Genomic DNA, 19,877 nt, shown 5'->3' on the forward strand with positions numbered 1-19,877 from the left:
TCCCCATACCGGTCAGTTCCTGGAAAATCCGATGCACATCTTCACACAGGTCTTTGTCCGTAGTTAACAGCCCATAGTCGGTATAGATTCGCGCATTGCCGGCATGATAGTTACCGGTACCCAGATGCACATAGCGCACCAGTTTATTATTTTCCCGGCGTACCACCAGAATCATCTTGGCATGGGTCTTGTAGCCCACAATACCATACACCACCACCGCACCAGCTTCCTGCAGTACATTGGCGACTTCAATATTGGATTCCTCATCGAAACGCGCGCGCAATTCAATCACTGCCGTGACTTCCTTGCCATTACGGGCAGCTTCAGCCAACACCTGCACAATTTCAGAATCCGGTCCGCTACGATATAAGGTCTGTTTGATCGCCAACACTTGTGGATCACGTGCCGCTTCACGTAATAATGAAATGACCGGTGCAAAAGATTCAAACGGATGATGCAGCAAGATATCCTGTTTCTGCATTGCACTAAAAATATTTTCAGATTTTTTCAGTACTTTGGGAATAACCGGCGTATGCGAGTCATAGCGTAAATGTGGACGCTTAAAGTTAGACAGCAAACGTGCCAGATTGACCGGGCCAGCAACTTTATAAAGCTGATCTTCATCCAGATCAAATTCATTCAGCAGATATTCATAAATATGCTGTGGACAGTTTTCCGTTACTTCCAGACGTACCGCACGACCAAACCGGCGTGAGCTGAGTTCACCTTTGAGCGCCTTGGCCAGATCTTCCACATCTTCATTCAAGGCCAGATCGGCATTACGGGTAACACGGAACTGATAACAGCCGGTCGCCGTCATACCCGGAAACAGATCAGAAACATGCTCGTGAATAATGGCAGACAGCATCACATGATGTTCTTTGCCATCGGTCAGTTCATCGGGCAAACGTACCACGCGTGGCAATGACCGCGGTGCAGGCACTACGGCCAGATCAATCTGACGACCAAAGGCGTCTTTACCTTCCAGCGTCACAATAAAGTTCAGTGATTTATTCACCAGACGCGGGAATGGATGCGCAGGGTCCAGACTGATCGGCGTGAGGACAGGAGCCACCTGCTCCTGAAAATATTTTTTAACCCAGGCAGATTGTGCTGGAGTCAGCTCACCACGGCGCAAGAAACAAATATCTTCCTCACGCAGTTTTGGCAAAATTTCTTCATTTAAAATACGGTACTGACGTTCAATCGCGGCATGCGCAGTTTTAGAAATCTGCTCCATGACCTGCTTGGGTGTGAGACCATCCGGGCTGCGGCTTTCATTTCCCAGATCAAGCTGCTCTAAAACACCTGCAACGCGAATTTCAAAAAACTCGTCCAGATTACGCGAGAAAATCAACAGGAAATTCATGCGTTCGAGCAATGGATGTAAAGGATCGACAGCCTGTTCCAGAACGCGTAAATGAAAGTCCAGGATAGACAGTTCACGATTGATATAACGATCATTATACGTATATTCGGGCTGTACTGAAGTGCTGCTGGCTGCCGTATTCATATCAAACCTACGTGGATTTAAAATTGTGCTTATCGTTCCAAGTATGCTTCAATTTTATGACAATTTCATAAAAAAAGCCCAAATAATTGGGCTTTCTTTCTAAATAATATCTTAAGGTAATTCTGCATAACGCATATAACGCTTAATCATCCGCTTACGTGCATTTAAAGCAGACGAGTTACGATGATCCTGAAAATATTTCGGATTGGTAAGAATGGCGGCCAGAAAGATGGCCTGATCCTGGGTCAGGCTTTGCGCGGTTTTACCAAAATAATGTTTGGCCGCGGCTTCCACTCCATAGATGTTGTCCCCGAACTCGATCGAGTTCATATACACTTCCAGAATTCTCTGTTTGGACCACATGCGTTCCATCATCCAGGTGGCGACAGCTTCTTGTCCTTTACGTACAAATGAACGCTTATTGACGAGGAACAGGTTTTTCGCCAGTTGCTGGGAAATGGTGGAACCTCCTGCGACGACTCGGCCTTGATCCCGGTTTTTATTCAGCGCCTGTTGAATGCCCTCCCAGTCAAAACCATGGTGATGAATAAATTTTCCATCTTCCGCAGTGACAATTGCACGTTTCAGATTCAGGCTGATCTCGTCGTAGGGCCGCCACTGATGCTGAATCGGTTTGGAAGGTTCTGACCAGTAATCGATCCGCATCATCATGGTGGTGTTTACCGGATGGGTGCGCCACCAGGCCAGACTGGCAAAGATCCACAATTGAACCAGCAGGATCACACTGACGATGACGAGCATCGTGCGGATCAGAAAGGCTTTCATGTCAGTGCGTTACTCCTGAAAATTTAATTTTTCGTGTTAAGCTTATTCGAAATATACAATCACAGCAAAAAAATAGCATGTCTGAATACTCTCCCCCTGTCGCACATCGCAAACTTGATATGCATCTCTGGTGGATTACCGCCATTTTAATCGGCATCAATGTGGGATTATTTGTCTGGCAAGTCATGCATGGCATGGACGTGACCCAACCGAGTACCCGAGATGCTATTCTCTGGGGTGCAGATTATGCACCTTTAACTTATATAGCGGAACCCATGCGCTTGTTTAGCAGCATGTTTTTTCATTTTGGCCTGATTCATCTGATGTTGAATATGTGGGCCTTGTATATTTTTGGTAGTGTGGCCGAACAACTTTTTGGCCGGATGTATTTTATCGGCTTATATCTCTGCGCCGGTCTGATGGGTAGTCTGCTCAGTGGTTATATAAATATTCAAAACAGCTATAACCTGATTGAAGGTGGTGTCGCCAATCCAGATCTATTACCTGCAGTCAGTGCCGGGGCATCTGGTGCTGTGATGGGACTCGGGGCTTCACTGACAGTGCTGGCCTTATTGCCGATGCTACCCCAGCAACGCTTTATTCTGGATAAAAAAACCCTGGTAATGGTTCTGGGTCTAAACCTGGCATTGGGCTTTATGATCAGCGGAATCAACAATGCCGCCCATATAGGCGGCATGCTGATGGGTGCTTTGCTCACCCTGTTATGGTATATGGGTCAAAAAATGCAGCGTAGCCGCCTGTTCAATCTGATAGCCTTGTGTATCGGTTTTGGGCTGTGTGTCCTGCTTTATCAATATAACCTAGTCTTGCTTGAACCCATTCGTCCACTCTGGCAAGAAATGCTGGAACTCATGCAGCAGCAGTTACAACTTTAAATCAGAACCGGTTTAAAAGCCCAAGAGATGAATCTTACTGATTCATCTCGCGCAAGCTTTGTAAAGGCGGAATATCCGACAGATAACTCAGACGATAACGGCCAATTAACATACATAAAACGGTCATAAAGATCGGCAGGATAATCCAGATTTCCCAATGCGGCTGAATCATCAAATCCATTTTATAGCTGGCAATTGCACTGATGACTTCGGCAAACAGGCAGGAAACAATTCCGGCAAACAGCCCGATAAAACCAATTTCCAGACTCATCATGGTCTTCAGTTTCTGCTTGGAACTACCAAATGAACGTAGCAAAGCCACTTCACGTTTGCGTTCATCCATTAACAGGTTCAAACAGGCCATCAGCACCAGAAAACCGGAAATACTGACCAGTACCGCCAGAATCGTCACGATTTGCACCAGCACATTCACAAGGCGTTTGATCTCTTCCAGAATCAGGCTGACATCAATAAAAACCGTGTTGGAAAATTGCTGGATTACCGACACCAGTTTGCCTTTATCTGTCTCCGGCACATAAAAACTGCCCAGATAACTGCCTGCATTGGCATCCATGCTATTCGGGGCAAAAATAAAGAAAAAGTTCGGACTAAAACTTTCCCACTCGACGGTTCTTAGATTAACGACTTTAGCTTCCAGTATGCCTTCAGGCAGACTGAAACTGAGTTTATCTCCTATCTTAATGCCTAATTCTTCGGCCGTATTGGCCTCGACTGAAACCTCACCCGGCTGTTTTAATTCTGCCTTACCCTGAACAATGACATTATCCTGAGGATAGCGGTTTGACTGGGTCAGATTCAGCTCACGCTTTAAGGTATTGCTGCTTTTGACCAGTTCATCAGCAAAAGGCTGATCATTTTTGGCGACCAGACGCCCGCGAATATTCGGATAGAGTGGTGTGCTTTTCCAGCCATTCTGCTCCAGTTGGGCTTTCAGGGCTGGCATCTCAAAAGGTGGTAAACCATAAACAAACTGGTTCGGCGTACCTTCTGGTAACTGTTGCTGCCAACGATCTAGCAGATCAGTACGTAATACTGCCAGTACCGTAATCAGGCTCAGACCCAAAGCTAACGCCGTAATCTGCAAGGCGGTATGTGAAGGTGTTCTGACATACGATGATAGATTTAGCTTCATATTCCGCAGCAGCTTTAACACCATCCAGACCGTCACATACAGCACCACACATAACACAATAATCGCGCCAATCACCCAGGCGGTCAGCAGCAAGTTTTCAGTCAAAATCACACTGAAAATAATCAGGCTGAGCGTTCCGGTCAGCAGCATCCACAGCATGGACTGTACTGATTTTTCCTGCTGGCGAATCACCCGAATCGGCGGCGTATTTAGCAGTTGCAATAAGCTAGGCATCACAAAACCGAGCAGCACCACCGCACTGGTCAGCATCGCGACCGGCAATGGTCCAAGCAACATTGCAATGGCAGAAAATTCAATCTGCAAATTTGGAATCAGCTGCAACATTAACTGTAACAATCCATAACCCAGACCGATCCCGAGCACAGTACCGATCAGCATGGCAATCAGCAGCACCATCCCGAGTAAAGCCAGATAAGCTGACAGAATCTGCTGCTTGGTGGCACCGATACAACGCATCAAGGCAATATGATCCTGATTCTGCTGCACATAACGCTGTGCGGTTAAGGCTATGGCAATCCCGCATAATAAAATGGTCAGAATATTCGCCAGTTGCAGAAAAGTATCCAGATTGGCGATTGGCTTCATCAAACGGGTATTACCCTCACTGGCATTGCGCAACTTGAGACTGCTTTGCTCCTCAAACTCCTGCCCCTGTACTTCTGCTGGCGTTTCTGAGGTGTCGTTTGCTGACTTGTGCTGCTTGAATAAGGCTTCAAATTGTTGGGTATCATTCGGACGGCCCGCCATGAGAAGGCGATATTCGATTCGGCTCCCCACCTGAATGGCATTGGTTCTTGCTACATCTGCCTGGGAAATAATCACCGTTGGCGAAAAGCCGGAAAATCCAAGCTCCTGATTGGAGTCCTGTTCAATCTTTGCAGTAACTTTAAACGCAGCATCGGCAATATGGAGCTGATCGCCCAGTTTGACCTTGAGTAGATCCATGGCCCGTTGACTGAGCCAGATTTCACCAGATTGAATCGAGCGTTTGGCCGGTTGCACCCGCAGCTCACCACGCAAAGGAAAAGCCTGATCAATCGCTTTGACATTGACCATGACAAACTCTGCATCAGTATAGGCCATGCTGCTAAACACAATAACTTCTGACTGCTTTAGGTCCAGCTGTCTGGCCTGATCACGCCACTGCTCAGGCAAAGGTTCATTGTCTGAAAGCACCAGATCAGCAGCCAGCATTTCTGCTGCCTGCAAGGCGACTGCATTTTGAATCTGCTCATTGCTAAATTTAAGCGCAGTGGTCGCACTGATCGCCAGTGTTAAGGCAATAATCAGCAGATAAATCCCGGTCGTTTTAAAGCTTTGTGTCAGTAAAGGACGAAATAATGGATTCATTTCATCCCCCACTCGGATGTTCAATCAGCTCGCCATTCAACAGCTCAAAATGCCGCTGGCACTGCTGTGCCAGTTTTCGGTCATGCGTCACCAGCACCAAGGTCGTTCCCAGTTCCCGATTTAGTTGAAATAGCAGTTGTTCAATTTCTTTGGCAGTTTCGCCATCGAGGTTACCCGTGGGTTCATCGGCAAAAATGATTTTTGGTTCACTGACCAGTGCCCGGGCGATCGCCACACGCTGCTGCTCTCCCCCCGACAGCACTTTCGGGGTTTGCTGCGCCTGTCGATCCAGCCCTACTTTATGCAGTAGTGCCAAGGCTTTTTGCTCGGCTTCTGCATATTTAAAATCGGGTTTCAGGCGCAGGGGCAGCATCACATTTTCAAGTGCAGTCAGATGTGGCAACAGCTGAAAAGACTGAAATACAAAGCCGATATTTTTCAAACGCACCAGTGCACGCTGTTCTTCATCCAGACTTGACACCAATTCACCACAGACCATAAGCTGACCTGAACTGGCCTGATCCAGTGTTGCCAGAATACCCAGTAATGTGGATTTTCCGGAACCGGAACGACCCGTAATCGCTACCTGTTCCCCAGCCCGAATTTCCAGGTCAAGATTCTCAAAAATGGTGAGCTGTTTTTGTGAAAGTTGTATCTTTTGTGTCAATTTCTGGGCAGAAATAATAGCCTGTGGCATGATGGTCGAATCGTTGCTGCTTTGAATCATACGTGTCCTATATGAAAGATCTTAATCAGAAAACCCGGCTATTGCCTTACTTGTTTTTGCTCAGTCTGTGCCTGTTTCCTCTTGGGGTTTCAGCAAAGACAATTATGATTTTAGGTGATAGTTTAAGTGCAGGATATGGTATCCAGCCTCAGCAAGGCTGGGTAAATTTGTTACAAAAGCGTTTAGAGCAACAGTATCCGAAACAGCATAAAGTGGTCAATGCAAGTGTCAGTGGCGAAACCACCAGCGGAGCGCTGGCCAGACTACCAAAATTGCTACAAACGCATCGTCCAGACCTTGTGGTGATTGAGTTAGGTGGCAATGATGGCTTGCGTGGACAACCGCCACAAATGATTCAAAAAAATTTAGCCAGCCTGATTCAGCAGAGCCAGAAAGCCAAAGCCAAAGTTATTGTATTTGGTATGAAAATGCCGCCTAACTACGGTCAGGCATATAGCAAGACCTTTGAAAATAATTATAAAGTGGTCAGTCAGCAATATAAGGTGAAATTATTGCCTTTCTTCCTGGAGGGTGTGGCCGGCAACAAAACCCTGATGCAAAAAGATTTGGTTCATCCGAATGCCAAAGCGCAAACCATCCTGTTAAACAATGCTTATCCATCCATTAAAGGCGCTTTATAAAGCGCCTTTAATGGATTCAAATCTTAAAATCTGACTTAGAAATCAAAGAATGTAACTTCACCTGTTTCAAGTGAATATTCTGCTCCCACGACCAGTAATTTACCTTTGGCAATCAAATTTTCCAGTACGGCTGAACCATGACGAAGCTGGTTCACTGAAGCAAATACATTCGATCGAATAGCATGTATGGACAGTTTGTCCAAATCATCTTTTAATTCAGTTTGCATCAGAATTTCGACTGATGGACGTACCCGGTTCACAATCGACATCAAATTTGCAGATGGCGGTGTTGCCGGATTGGTCAAGGCTTCAATTGTAGAATGAATTGCGCCACAATGCGTATGGCCTAATACAATAACCACTGGACAGCCAAAGCTGTCTGCAGCGAACTCAACACTGCCGACTTGAGAGGGTGCCACAATATTGCCTGCTACCCGAATCACAAACAGATCACCCAGCCCCTGATCAAATACCATTTCTGCCGGGACACGCGAATCCGAACATCCTAAAACAATAGCAAATGGTTCCTGACTTTCTGCCATTTCAGCGCGTTGCTGATGCGATAATAATTTTAAATGCTGCGTTTCACCATTGACAAAGCGCTGGTTACCCTTTTTAAGACGATCTATAGCTTCCTGAGCTGTGAGCATTCTTTTTTACCATCGATGTTTTTAGTGGGAATATCTTACTGCTAGATTTTTTGAATGTCACTTGCAAAAAAATTACCCGTTTAAATTTTTTAGCTTTTTGATGATTTCTTGTTCTGTGTATTTTTCTGTGAAATTCATCACATTTCATTCAGGATTTTTCTGCCCAGACTATTCATTAACAGATGTACAATATTAAGGAATGTTTTAAAATAAGTTGAAAGATTACGATTTGATTCATCTATAAATTGCAAATCGATAACATGGAAGTATTTTGAGCATTTTGCTTAGTGGGTTTATTTTGGGGAATAGCCAATGAAGAAAATAATAAGATTGCGCTCGAAAATGATCTGTTCAACCCTGGTTGCCTTAAGCATGGCATTACCAGGCCTGACCCATGGTCAAAATCTGTTTGGCCAGAAAAGTGAAAAGTCTGCCCAAGTATTGCAGCAACATCTGTTGCAGGAACGTAGCCTTGCCGGACTCAAGTCCAAGACCCTCAAAATTGGAGAGGTGACCTGGAGCTATAGCGAAGGCGGGTCCAAGAACAAACCGTCAATTCTACTGATTCATGGTCTGGCCGGCACCCGTGACAACTGGAATCGGGTGGCCCAGTTTCTGACACCTTATTATCATGTCATCATTCCTGACTTGCCGAGCAATGGCGATACCAAAGTACCAGACGATTTTGATGTTTCAGTGCCCAATGTTACCTCTCAACTGCGTTTGCTCCTTGAAACCTTAAATGTGGATGAAAATTTACACATTGCCGGCCACTCTCTGGGTGGCTCGATTGCTACGGTGTATGCTTCACAATATCCTTTCGATACTCAGAGTCTATTTCTCATTAATAGTGCTGGTCTTTACAAAATGGGGAATACTCCCTACACCAAAGACCCACAAGCCTTAAAAGATCTGATCGTCAGCAAACCCGGCGATCTACAGGATGTATCCAAAGAGCTGATGCAGAACCCGCCAGTAATTCCTTATCAGTTGCGGCATGCACAGGAAAAACTGCTGATTTCACGCGCTGAACAAACCAGCAAATCGATTGATCAGGTGGTGATGCTAAACCGGATTTATACACCGGAAACCTTTGCCCGTCTGACCCGTACAGTTGAAGCACCCACCTTGATTTTATGGGGCAGACAGGATCGGATCATTAATGTTGAGGTGGTCAAAGAACTGCATGCCCTGCTGAAACGTGCCGAAAAACCGGTGATTTTGAATAATGTCGGGCATATGCCGATTCTGGAAGCAGAAAAACAGGTCGCACAGCATTATTTACCTTTTCTGGCCAAGACGCAGACCCTAAAAAACCCGCTTGCTGATAAACTCATTCCTTTATATTAAGTTTCAGAGATGCTATGCAGAAACACCCGATGATTGAGCAGTTGATCGATGCTCAACTTGATTTTCTCGATCAGGCATTTTCTCAATCTGAAACGATTCAAAGCGAGTTTCATGCATTTTATTTGTGGTTGCGTAAACAGACACTAAAAGAGCTGTGGAGCTGTGAAGCAATCAATCAGCTTTTACAGAAACAGATTCTGGATACAGCTACCAGTAGCTTTCTGATTGAACAGATTGCCGAGCATATCCGTTTTGCACTGGTGCATCCAGCCAATGACACCACCACGATTGCCGATCTGATTCCAGTACTGACCATAGACAAGATTGCCCAGTATGTGGCCAGCAAAAGTGACCATCGGCAGCGTCTGATTAAAACCGTAGTCAATAATCCGGCATTTTCAGCCATGATTACCCAATTGATCCAGCACTCCATTCAGGATTATCTGGATAACTCCATGATTGCCAAAAGTGTGCCCGGGGTCTCCCGCTTTATGAAAATGGGCAAATCCGTTCTGGAAAATGTCACCGACACCAACCTCGATAGCACCATTGCGCGTTATCTGCAAAAGAACATTTTGAAGCTCAGCCAGATGAGTGAGCATGTGCTAAACCAACATTTTGACGATGAAAAACTCTATCATTTTCAGGCTAATCTCTGGCATAAAATCAAGGTCATGCCTGTATCTGTCTTGAAGAAGTATATTGAGCTACAGGATCTGAATCAGACGGTCGGCTTAGGTCATGACATCTGGGATCACATACGCCAGACCGACTATCTGCAGCAGCAGTTACATGACGGAATTCATACCTGGTATGTCCGCAATCAGGAACATACTTTTGATCAGTTTTTACGTGATCTGAATATTGATGAAGCTCTCATTCAGAATGAATTGCAGCAACTGCTCAGCCCGATAATCCAGCAGATGGTTTCTCAAGGCCATTTACGTGAACGCGCACGAAAATATCTGGAACAATTTTATTATCATGAAGATACTTTGAAAATCCTTAAAATTTAAATAAAAAGGCCGCTTTATAGCGGCTTTTTTATTTTCTTGTGTGCTTAGAATTTTGCATTCAGACTGATACCGTAACGGCGGCCATCCAATAATTGATCCCCATCAATATCTTCAGCTTTTTCATCCAGCAGGTTATAGACGCCGAATTTACCAGTCAAATTCGGACTGAATTTATAGTTAAAGCCGACATCTACAAATTGGTAGCCTGGATTTGGCTGAGCCATCGAAGTACGGCTCAAGTATGCAGAGGTTTCAGAACGGTGGTGCAAGCGGCTCCATACATTTAATGCATCGTTTAGCTCATAATCGACACCAATATTAAACATGTGTTCTGGCATCTGGTTCAGTGGCTGGCCTTTAAAAGCACCCGATTTAAACTCTGAATCGGTATAGGTATAGTTTGCAGTCATGGTCGTGTAATCATTCAGACTGGCTTCTATCGTTGCTTCTACACCACGAATTTCCGCTTCATCTACATTAATCCGTTCACTAATAAAGTAGAATGGAATATCTCCTTCGAAACATTTCCAATTCTGCCAGTTATTACGGTTTGTTGTTGTGCCATCAGTATCGGTTTCGCAGGCACGAACTTCCGTAATCCGGTCTTTATATTTAGTGATAAAGCCAGTTAACGATGTATTGATATAATCATTTTTCCAGTTGAAACCTAATTCAGTCGATACACTTGATTCAGGTTTCAAGTCCGGATTGGCACGAATAATGCCACGGCCTGTTGGCAAGGGTGAACCGCCACCACCCGTGACGCTATAGAACCCTTCTGTGGCTGCACGAATATCAGGCTGTTTATAACCTGTGGCCACACCACCTTTTACTACAAAGTTATCATTTACCGCGTACACCCCATACAGTCGTGGCGATAAATGGCCACCATAGTTTTCATCATGGTCATAACGCAGGCCGGCGGTTAAATCGAAACGATCTGTCATGCCCCAAGTATCTTCAAGGAATGCAGCAGCAGACCATCGTGTTAACTCACTAAATTCAGGTGCAGTGGGATTCCGGTTAGTGGCTTTATCGACCAGTTTTTCATCTTTAAGATACCCACCGAATGACAGCATGTGATCACCTAAGGCCCAGTTCCATTGACTGTTTGCTGTCCAGGTATCCAGGGTAATCCCTTTGGTGCCGAGTTCCGTATTTCCACGATCCGGATTTTTTGAATTTTCATACTGGATATAAGATGAACTGTCCAAGTTATCGCTATAACGGCCATTATGGGTTACTGAATAAACGTTACGGTAATTACGCGAGAATGAATCTGCAGCGCCTTGAACGGCTGCTACCGTCTTACCGACTGAAGTCGTGGATTCCTGCTGCACAAAATTGGCTTCAACCTGCACATCATGATCATCATTAATGGCATAGCTCAGACGTGAATTTAAGCTTTCACGTTCTGTGCCACGAAAACCGCCAACATAACGGTCTTCATTACGTTCCTGCTTATTGACTGCTAGCTGCAAGCCCAGCTTGTCTGCAATTAAAGGACCGGTAAGATATGCAGAAGCATTTTTAATATCACCTGAACGACTACTGTCCTGAAGCGTGGTTCCTAATTCGACATGACCAGACCATTCATCCGAGACTTTTTTGGTAATGATATTGACTACCCCGCCCATGGCATCCGTACCATACAGTGTAGAAGCTGGACCACGAATAATTTCAATCCGTTCGATGGCGGCAAGCGGTGGCAGAATATTTTTCTCAAAACCGCCATCATCCCCATTCGGGTTCACATCCTTACCATATTGACGCTTACCATCGACCAGAAACAAGGTGTAGTTTGAACTCATGCCTCGAATACTGATGGTCTGTGCAGAACCTGAACCCGAAACCACTACGCCAGGCGTATTACGCAGCACATCAGTAATGTCGTTATATTCACGTTTATCCAATTCTTCACGATCAATCACGGTAATGGAAGCAGGTGCTTTAGCCAAATCTTGCTCATAACCTGTTGCGGTCACCACAATCGTTTGCAGTTTAGTCGCTTCCGCCTGTGGAACAACAGCTTCGACTGCAAATGCATTACCCGTCATGACTGAAGTTACAGCAAATGCCAAAGTGGTTTTTAAGAATGGCTTATTCATACCTTGCGCGCCCCAATATTTATGAAGAGATCATGTTTATTCGGTTGCGAAGTGTAACAGCTTTTCACTCAAATGCAATTGCTATTGATAATTATTATCATTAATATTCACTAAATTTTAAGCCAGATATAAAAAAACCTCGAACTTTCGAGGTTTTTTTAAATGCTATAAATGAACTGTTTATATAGAACAGCTTATTTCATATACGCACCTTCAGATTGACTATGATCCGTTTCATCAACGACATTCATCAATTCAGGAATATGCTGTTTTAGCGTTGTTTCTACGCCTTGTTTCAAGGTGATATCAATCGCTGAACAACCCTGGCAACCACCACCAAATTTAAGTACAGCGGTTAAACCTTTTTCAGGGTCTTCTTTGACTTCAACCAGTGCACAGTTACCGCCATGGCCTGCCAGACCCGGGTTAATTTCAGACTGCAAGACATAGGTAATGCGCTCTTCTACTGATGCATCTGGCCCCACGCGCGGCACTTTAGAATTCGGCGCACGGAAGGTCAACTGACCACCAAAACGGTCTTTGTTGTAGTCAATTACGGCATCAAGTAAATACGGAATAGATGGCGAGTCGATAAAAGCAGGGAAATCAGGATATTCCTGCTTATAATCTGTCGGTACAACTTCATCAGGTGCACTATAGGCCATGCAACATTCAGCGCGAGGAGTACCCGGATGCTCTACAAAAACACGCACACCAATACCCGGGGTGTTCTGTTTATCCAGTAAATCCTTTAAATACTCTTGTGCTGTTGGTGTAATCAATAAGTTGGGAATTTCACCAACAACTGGAGTGCTGCTGTTCTCAGTCGACATAACAATAATTTCCTCAAGCTCAAGTGACCATTTTAACTGAAGATGCGGGGTAATTTTTAAAAATCAACTAAAATTGTCGGATTTATTATAAAAGTACAACTTTAGCTCAATTTTAATGGCATGATAATTAGCAAATAGGCACCATTAGAATCATTTATATGCTTGATTTACCTTTTAATCATACTGTTACCATTATTCTGATCACCTGTATTGTGTCATTTATTGCTTTCTCCAAAGAGACGGTAATGAACCGGCTGATTTTTTGGCCTCCGGCACTGCAACGTGGACAATATGACCGTTTTATTACGCATGGGTTTATTCATGCGGATGGAACCCACCTGCTGTTCAATATGATTACCCTGTTCTTTTTTGGCAGTGTAATTGAAAGCTTTTATCGTCAATATCTGTACGACCTGGGTTTCATCCTGTTCTATCTGGGTGCTCTGGTTGCTGCGATTCTGCCAAGTTACCTGAAGCATAAAAATGATGCGCGCTGGGCCAGTCTAGGCGCTTCCGGTGCAGTGTCGGCTGTGCTATTTGCCTATATTCTGTTTGAACCATGGAAACTGATTTTTGTATTCTTCATTCCAGTTCCTGCAATTATTTTTGCTGTGCTGTATGTGGCCTATAGCATCTGGTCAGGCAAAAAAGGCAATAGCAATATTAATCACAGTGCGCACTTATGGGGAGCAGCCTATGGTGTGATTATGACGATTATTCTGGAGCCACGCCTGATTCCGCACTTCCTGAATAAACTGATGCAGATTCCGTTTTAACGCGGATTTTTAAATCCTGAGATAACTTAATCAGCTGTAAGTTGGGCCGGAGTTTTTCACTAAAAATCGACAAGAGAGCTGCGGCTCTCTTGGTCAGTTGAAACATCTCGTAATATATTAGAAAGCCATGATGTCACTTAATGCCAATCTTGAAGTGAATTTTGCAGCGATAATGTATACATCTGTATATTAATCACTGTCATTATCGAGATATTTTGCATGTCCATTACACCAGACGGTCTCCAATTTCCTCTTCAGTCTCCACAACAAAAACCCAGTAGCTCAAAAGCAGGGCGCGCAATTATCGCGGCAGCGCTAGCCAATGTCGCCCCTCACAGTTCTGCACAGGCACAATCAGAAAAAAACTGGCGCAAACTCTACACCGTACATTTTAAAAAGCTGGTCGAGCAGGGTCTGAGCTCTCCTGAGGCCAGCCTGAAAATTGCAGAGGATGGATTGGCACAGGCCCATCAGACGTTTGAGTTTTATCGTGACGGTCAAAAGCATTTACTGCAGGAGGTCTTCTCCCTGCCCGCAGGCCAGTTGCATACCTTCAAACTGACAGGTCATAGCAAATCAGCACCAGAATGGTATGTGCCCTACCAGGGGCAAAAGCTGCAAGGTGATGCCTTACTGGAGCAGATTGAACGCTGGGAAACTCAAGGCATCATGGAAACCAGTCATGCCAATGCCCTGCGTGAATGTGCCGTGCATCCGGAATGGTTTGACCTGTCAGATCGAACCACTGTGCTGTTTGGTGCTGCATCTGAAGCAGGACCTCTGACCTGGCTGGCAAAATGGAAAGCCAATATTGTGGCGATTGATTTACCGAATAGCCGGGTTTGGGGCAAGATTATCGATACCGTCAGCCAAGGCAATGCCACCCTGTATGCACCTTGTACTGAAGACCTGCCTGCCGATACTTCACCGAACATTTTGAAAGAAAAACTGGGCGCGAATTTGCTCACCCAGATTCCTGAAATTGCCAAATGGTTATTACAGTTCGAGCAGGATCTGGATCTGGCTGCAATTGCCTATCTGGATGGTGAAAAGCATGTCCGCGTTTCCATGGCGATGGATGCCATCATGCACTATGTTAGCCAGCAAAAAGCCAATACCAGCCTGATGTATATGTGTACACCGACTGATGTATATGCCGTTCCAGCTGAAGTGATCGAAGCCTCAAAAGAAAAATATGCAGAACGCTCCAAGGCACAGACCCTGATTTCTAAAAGTGTTGCGACTTTAAGCCGTAAACACTTTTTCCAGAAAAATAGTCATGAGCTGATTCAGTCTGGCGATCAGGCATATGGCATTTGTGACTGTCTGGTGGTTGAACAAGGCCCAAACTATGCGCTGGCAAAACGTATTCAGCAATGGCGTGCAACCTTGGCGCGTGCTCAAGGTCAACGGGTCAGCATTAATATTGCACCCTCTACGACCACTCATTCTGTTACCAAAAATCCGCTATTAAAAGCCGCATTCAATGGCGCCAGCCTGTTTGATGTGGAAGCTTTCGCACCTGAAACTACCAATGCATTGATGGCAGCATTATGGATTCATGACCTTCGCAATCCGGAATCGGTGGCCAATCCTGAAGTGGAGCTGAACCATCCGCTTGAGTTAATGATGCATGGTGCGAATCATGGTGGTTTGTGGCGAGTCGCTTATCTGGCGCGTACCGCACTGCCTTTTGCTGCGCTGTATGGTTTTGCGACGGAGAAGTTGCCAAAAGGATTATTGAGTAAGTTGAAGAAGTAATTTATTTCCTTCACCTTACCCTTCTCCTAGGGTCGATAGTCTTTTTATTTAAAATTCTGCCCCTCTCCCCAACCCTCTTCCAAAGGGAGAGGATTTTAAAAAACTCCATAAAAAAAGCTGCTCTAGAGCAGCTTTTTTTATGTCTAAATAACTTAAAACACTTTTAACAATATCCAATACAAACCACCTGACAGACAGATCGTTGCTGGCAAGGTAAATACCCAGGCAGACAGAATGGTTTTCACCATCTGGAAATTCAGTCCTGACTTGTTTGCCACCATGGTACCGGCTACTGCAGAGTTCAGTACATGGGTAGTGGATACTGGCATACCGAAGCCATCTGCCGCAGCAATGGTTGACATCGCAACAAGCTCGGCAGACATGCCCTGTCCATAGGTCATATGTTCTTTACCAATACGCTCACCCACGGTCACAACAATACGCTTCCAGCCCACCATGGTACCTAGACCCAGTGCAAGCGCAACTGCAACTTTCACCCAGGTTGGAATATATTGTAGGAATGAGTCAAGATTATCACGGTATTTATCCACCGTTTTTTCTTGCGCAGCAGACATCGCAGGTAAAGCTTCTGCTTTATCCAGACGTTTAAAAGCGGTTGTGCTCAGGTACATGTCGTTACGGAATTCAGAAACTTGAGCTTCAGGCACATCTTTAATGTTGCTGTAGCTAGCTACTTTTTCACCCAGATGATCGGTCAAACTTGCCAGTGCCGGAATGACTTCAGGGGTAATTTCCTTGGTCTGGATATACTTGGTGATGACAGCACGGGCTTGCTCATCCGGAATATCCTGATGATTTGGATAGATCACATTGGCTGTTTGTGCCGACAACTGGCCAAAAGACTGAATATGCTGGGCATCCAGATTCTTGTTCAACGAGTACGCCAGAGGTACACATCCAATCAGAATCAGCATGATCAGACCCATGCCTTTTTGACCGTCATTTGAACCGTGTGCAAAACTCACACCTGTACAGGTAAAAATCAGCATAGCACGAATCAATGGAGGTGGTGGCTTGTTGCCTTCAGGTGGCTGGAACAGTTCCATTTGACGCTTGAAGATTTTTTTCACCAGCAGGAACAGCACCGCTGCAAATGCAAAGCCGATGAGAGGCGAAAATAATAGCGCCTTACCAACTTTAATCACCTGCTCCATGTCTATACCTGAAGCGCCACTGCCGGCATTCAGAATGTAATTCATGATGCCAACACCCAGAATCGAACCAATCAAGGTATGCGAACTGGATGCAGGAATACCAAGGAACCAAGTTCCAAGGTTCCAGAGAATGGCCGCTATCAGCATGGCAAAGACCATGGCAAAGCCTGCACCAGAGCCGACATTCATAATCAGCTCAACCGGCAATAACGCAATAATACCGTAAGCAACCGCGCCACTGGCCACCATAACCCCAAGGAAATTACAGAAGCCGGCCCACATCACTGCGACGGGAGCTGAGAGTGCATTGGTATAAATGACGGTAGCAACCGCATTGGCTGTATCGTGGAAGCCATTGACGAATTCAAAGCTCAATGCGATAAAAAGTGCAGTTGCTAACAAAATAACTGAATACAGGCTTAAGGCCGGTACATGTGCTAAATCTGAAGACAATTGGAAGCCGATATAAATCAGCGTAGTGATAATAAGAGTCAAGAACACCGGCATAAAAAATTTCGGTGTTGGCACATGAACATTGGTCGACTTTTTCGAAGCCGACTTGTGTGCTGAATCTACGGGAGTTGGATTAGGATTCATGCAAGCAGGAATAGAGGATTCAATGATCCTCATATTGTTCAGTTAAATTGTGACAATTATATGACAAACTGTTGTCATATGATGCAATTATTTGGATTTTCTTGCTGTCATTCGTCCTGTTTAATTCCGACTAAAAAACTAAATTTTGATTTTATAAATCATTTACTTGAGATAGCATTCCAGCTTGTTTCTGCTCAAAAAGCACACACATTTTGCTGCCAAAACCATCAAAGCCCTTTCTATCAGCAGGCTAAATAAAGTTTCAGTTGCATAGCATAAGGAATGAATATGACATTTTTATGAATAGATGCCTCAGTTCAATTCTGTGTTTCTGCCCCTGCCCCAAACCGGTCAAATCAGAGCCAGGTTCACTATGTTTTGTGGTCCAGATTTCATAATTTCCTGTTTATCTACTGACTTATCAAATTTTCATATCATACTTATCCGTCATTCTGAGCAATGTCAGCAGAAATCAGTTCACTAATCTGCTAAGATTACAGCCGTTTTAAAAGACTGCTGAGAACGTTTGAATGTCGACATTAACCACCTTAAAAGAACTTCTTGCCAAAAGAATTTTAATTATCGATGGTGCGATGGGTACCATGATCCAACGCCATAAACTGGAAGAAGCCGATTATCGTGGTGAACGTTTTGCCGATTGGGCCTTTGACCTCAAAGGCAACAATGACCTTTTAGTCCTGACCCAACCGCAGATTATCCAAGGCATTCACGAAGCATATCTTGAAGCCGGCGCAGACATTATTGAAACCAATACCTTTAACGGCACACGCGTTTCAATGTCTGACTATCATATGCAAGATCTGGTTCCAGAAATTAACCGTGAAGCTGCACGTTTAGCAAAAGAAGCCTGTGCTAAATATTCAACGCCGGAAAAACCGCGTTTTGTAGCCGGAGTCATCGGGCCAACATCACGTACTACTTCTATTTCGCCCAACGTAAATGACCCAGCATTTCGTAACATCACCTTTGATGCCCTGAAAGTTGATTATATCGAATCGACCAAAGCCTTAATTGAAGGTGGTGTTGATATCATCCTGATCGAAACTGTATTCGATACACTCAATGCTAAAGCTGCCATCTTTGCAGTAAAAGAAGTGTTCAAGGAACTGGGCTATGAACTGCCAATCATGATCTCAGGCACGATTACCGATGCATCAGGCCGTACATTAACAGGTCAAACCGCTGAAGCGTTCTGGAACTCAATGCGTCATGCAGAACCGATTTCAATCGGCTTTAACTGTGCACTTGGTGCAGATGCCATGCGTCCACACGTAAAAACCGTGTCTGACGTTGCCGACACCTTCGTTTCTGCGCATCCTAACGCAGGTTTGCCAAATGCGTTTGGTGGTTATGATGAAACCCCCGAAGAAACTGCGGCATTCATTAAAGAATTTGCTGAAAGTGGTTTAATCAATATTACCGGTGGTTGCTGTGGTACTACGCCAGATCATATCCGCGCGATTGCGCAGGCGGTTGAAGGTATTGCCCCTCGCCAGATTCCTGAAATTGAGCCTGCATGCCGTTTAAGTGGTTTAGAACCATTTAACATCACTAAAGATTCGTTATTTGTGAACGTCGGTGAACGTACCAACGTCACTGGTTCTAAAAAATTCCTTCGTTTAATTAAAGAAGAAAACTTCACAGAAGCGTTGGACGTTGCCCGTCAACAGGTTGAAGCTGGTGCGCAGATCATCGACATCAACATGGATGAAGGCATGCTTGATTCACAAGGTGCGATGGTGCACTTCCTGAATCTGATTGCGTCTGAGCCGGATATTTCACGTGTGCCTATCATGCTGGATTCTTCTAAATGGGAGATCATTGAAGCAGGTTTGAAATGCGTTCAAGGTAAAGCCGTTGTGAACTCGATTTCCTTAAAAGAAGGTTATGACGAGTTTGTAGAACGTGCCCGCCTGTGCCGTCAGTACGGTGCAGCCGTGATCGTGATGGCATTTGATGAAAATGGTCAGGCCGATACAGCAGAACGTAAAAAAGCAATCTGTAAACGTTCATACGATGTACTTGTGAACGAAGTGGGCTTCCCTTCTGAAGATATTATCTTTGACCCGAACGTATTTGCAGTGGCAACGGGTATTGAAGAACACAACAACTATGGCGTGGACTTCATTGAAGCAACCGGCTGGATTAAGGAAAATCTGCCAAATGCGATGATTTCAGGCGGTATTTCAAACGTATCATTCTCATTCCGTGGTAACGAGCCTGTACGTGAAGCGATCCATGCAGTGTTCCTGTATCACGCGATCCAGAAAGGCTTGACCATGGGGATCGTGAACGCCGGCCAGCTGGCGATTTATGATGACATCGACAAAGAGCTTAAAGATGCCGTTGAAGATGTAGTCTTGAACCGCCACCAGGGCGAAAGCGGTCAGGAAGCAACTGAAAAATTATTGACCATTGCAGAAAAATACCGGGGTCAAGGCGGTCAGCAAAAAGCGGAAGAAAACCTTGAATGGCGAGCCGAGTCCGTTGAAAAACGTCTTGA

15 protein-coding genes are annotated in these 19,877 nt (G+C 44.9%); 7 read left to right on the plus strand and 8 right to left on the minus strand.

Translation table 11 applies throughout. The annotated features are described in order from the left end of the window. Together ppk1 and mtgA are read right to left on the minus strand one after the other, a co-directional pair. On the minus strand, window positions 1-1,513 hold a 1,513-nt coding region (gene ppk1, locus AY607_RS01630; protein ID WP_064101565.1), incomplete at its 3' end, for a polyphosphate kinase 1. Between the two features lie 111 nt (window positions 1,514-1,624). Continuing rightward, on the minus strand, window positions 1,625-2,299 hold the full coding sequence (mtgA, locus tag AY607_RS01635) for a monofunctional biosynthetic peptidoglycan transglycosylase (RefSeq protein WP_064095671.1): 675 nt from the start codon (window positions 2,297-2,299) through the stop codon (window positions 1,625-1,627). Window positions 2,300-2,376: 77 nt separating this feature from the next. On the opposite strand from mtgA, the gene AY607_RS01640 reads away from it, so the two are divergent. Continuing rightward, window positions 2,377-3,195, plus strand: coding sequence for a rhomboid family intramembrane serine protease (locus AY607_RS01640; RefSeq protein ID WP_064095672.1), 819 nt, complete (start codon window positions 2,377-2,379; stop codon window positions 3,193-3,195). A 34-nt stretch (window positions 3,196-3,229) separates the two neighbouring features. Here AY607_RS01640 and AY607_RS01645 read toward each other — a convergent pair whose 3' ends face one another. Further along, window positions 3,230-5,719 carry an ABC transporter permease gene (locus AY607_RS01645; protein ID WP_064095673.1) on the minus strand — a complete coding sequence of 830 codons (2,490 nt, stop codon included), beginning with the start codon at window positions 5,717-5,719 and terminating at the stop codon, window positions 3,230-3,232. 1 nt (window position 5,720) lies between these two features. Next, complete coding sequence (locus AY607_RS01650; protein ID WP_064095674.1) at window positions 5,721-6,446, minus strand: ABC transporter ATP-binding protein; 726 nt, start codon at window positions 6,444-6,446, stop codon at window positions 5,721-5,723. Between the two features lie 11 nt (window positions 6,447-6,457). On the opposite strand from AY607_RS01650, the gene AY607_RS01655 reads away from it, so the two are divergent. Next, window positions 6,458-7,087 carry an arylesterase gene (locus tag AY607_RS01655; protein ID WP_064095811.1) on the plus strand — a complete coding sequence of 210 codons (630 nt, stop codon included), beginning with the start codon at window positions 6,458-6,460 and terminating at the stop codon, window positions 7,085-7,087. A gap of 35 nt (window positions 7,088-7,122) precedes the next feature. On the opposite strand, the gene AY607_RS01660 is transcribed toward AY607_RS01655, so the two are convergent. Continuing rightward, entirely contained in the window at window positions 7,123-7,737 is a 615-nt protein-coding gene (locus AY607_RS01660) for a carbonic anhydrase (RefSeq protein WP_064095675.1), read from the minus strand. Window positions 7,738-8,049: 312 nt separating this feature from the next. Between AY607_RS01660 and AY607_RS01665 the strand changes: the two genes are divergently transcribed. Both AY607_RS01665 and AY607_RS01670 read left to right on the plus strand, forming a co-directional pair. Beyond that, entirely contained in the window at window positions 8,050-9,087 is a 1,038-nt protein-coding gene (locus AY607_RS01665; protein ID WP_064101566.1) for an alpha/beta fold hydrolase, read from the plus strand. A gap of 14 nt (window positions 9,088-9,101) precedes the next feature. Beyond that, window positions 9,102-10,103 carry a hypothetical protein gene (locus tag AY607_RS01670; protein ID WP_064101567.1) on the plus strand — a complete coding sequence of 334 codons (1,002 nt, stop codon included), beginning with the start codon at window positions 9,102-9,104 and terminating at the stop codon, window positions 10,101-10,103. 44 nt (window positions 10,104-10,147) lie between these two features. Here the strand turns inward: AY607_RS01670 and AY607_RS01675 are convergent, their stop codons facing one another. Both AY607_RS01675 and nfuA read right to left on the minus strand, forming a co-directional pair. Further along, a complete protein-coding gene (locus tag AY607_RS01675; protein ID WP_064101568.1) occupies window positions 10,148-12,211 on the minus strand; it encodes a TonB-dependent receptor domain-containing protein in 2,064 nt (687 codons plus the stop codon). A gap of 194 nt (window positions 12,212-12,405) precedes the next feature. Further along, window positions 12,406-13,044, minus strand: coding sequence for a Fe-S biogenesis protein NfuA (nfuA, locus tag AY607_RS01680; protein WP_044111637.1), 639 nt, complete (start codon window positions 13,042-13,044; stop codon window positions 12,406-12,408). Window positions 13,045-13,202: 158 nt separating this feature from the next. On the opposite strand from nfuA, the gene AY607_RS01685 reads away from it, so the two are divergent. Both AY607_RS01685 and AY607_RS01690 read left to right on the plus strand, forming a co-directional pair. Beyond that, entirely contained in the window at window positions 13,203-13,820 is a 618-nt protein-coding gene (locus AY607_RS01685; protein WP_064095679.1) for a rhomboid family intramembrane serine protease, read from the plus strand. Between the two features lie 219 nt (window positions 13,821-14,039). Next, a complete protein-coding gene (locus tag AY607_RS01690) occupies window positions 14,040-15,581 on the plus strand; it encodes a hypothetical protein (RefSeq protein WP_064101569.1) in 1,542 nt (513 codons plus the stop codon). Window positions 15,582-15,733: 152 nt separating this feature from the next. Here AY607_RS01690 and AY607_RS01695 read toward each other — a convergent pair whose 3' ends face one another. Then, window positions 15,734-17,353 (minus strand): inorganic phosphate transporter, encoded by a 1,620-nt coding sequence (locus AY607_RS01695; protein ID WP_064101570.1) that lies wholly within the window; start codon window positions 17,351-17,353, stop codon window positions 15,734-15,736. A 530-nt stretch (window positions 17,354-17,883) separates the two neighbouring features. Here AY607_RS01695 and metH point away from each other — a divergent pair. Next, on the plus strand, window positions 17,884-19,877 hold a 1,994-nt coding region (gene metH, locus AY607_RS01700), incomplete at its 3' end, for a methionine synthase (RefSeq protein WP_064101571.1).

Origin of the sequence: Acinetobacter sp. SFA, assembly GCF_001647535.1 — a bacterium.
Taxonomy (GTDB): Bacteria; Pseudomonadota; Gammaproteobacteria; order Pseudomonadales; family Moraxellaceae; genus Acinetobacter; species Acinetobacter pecorum.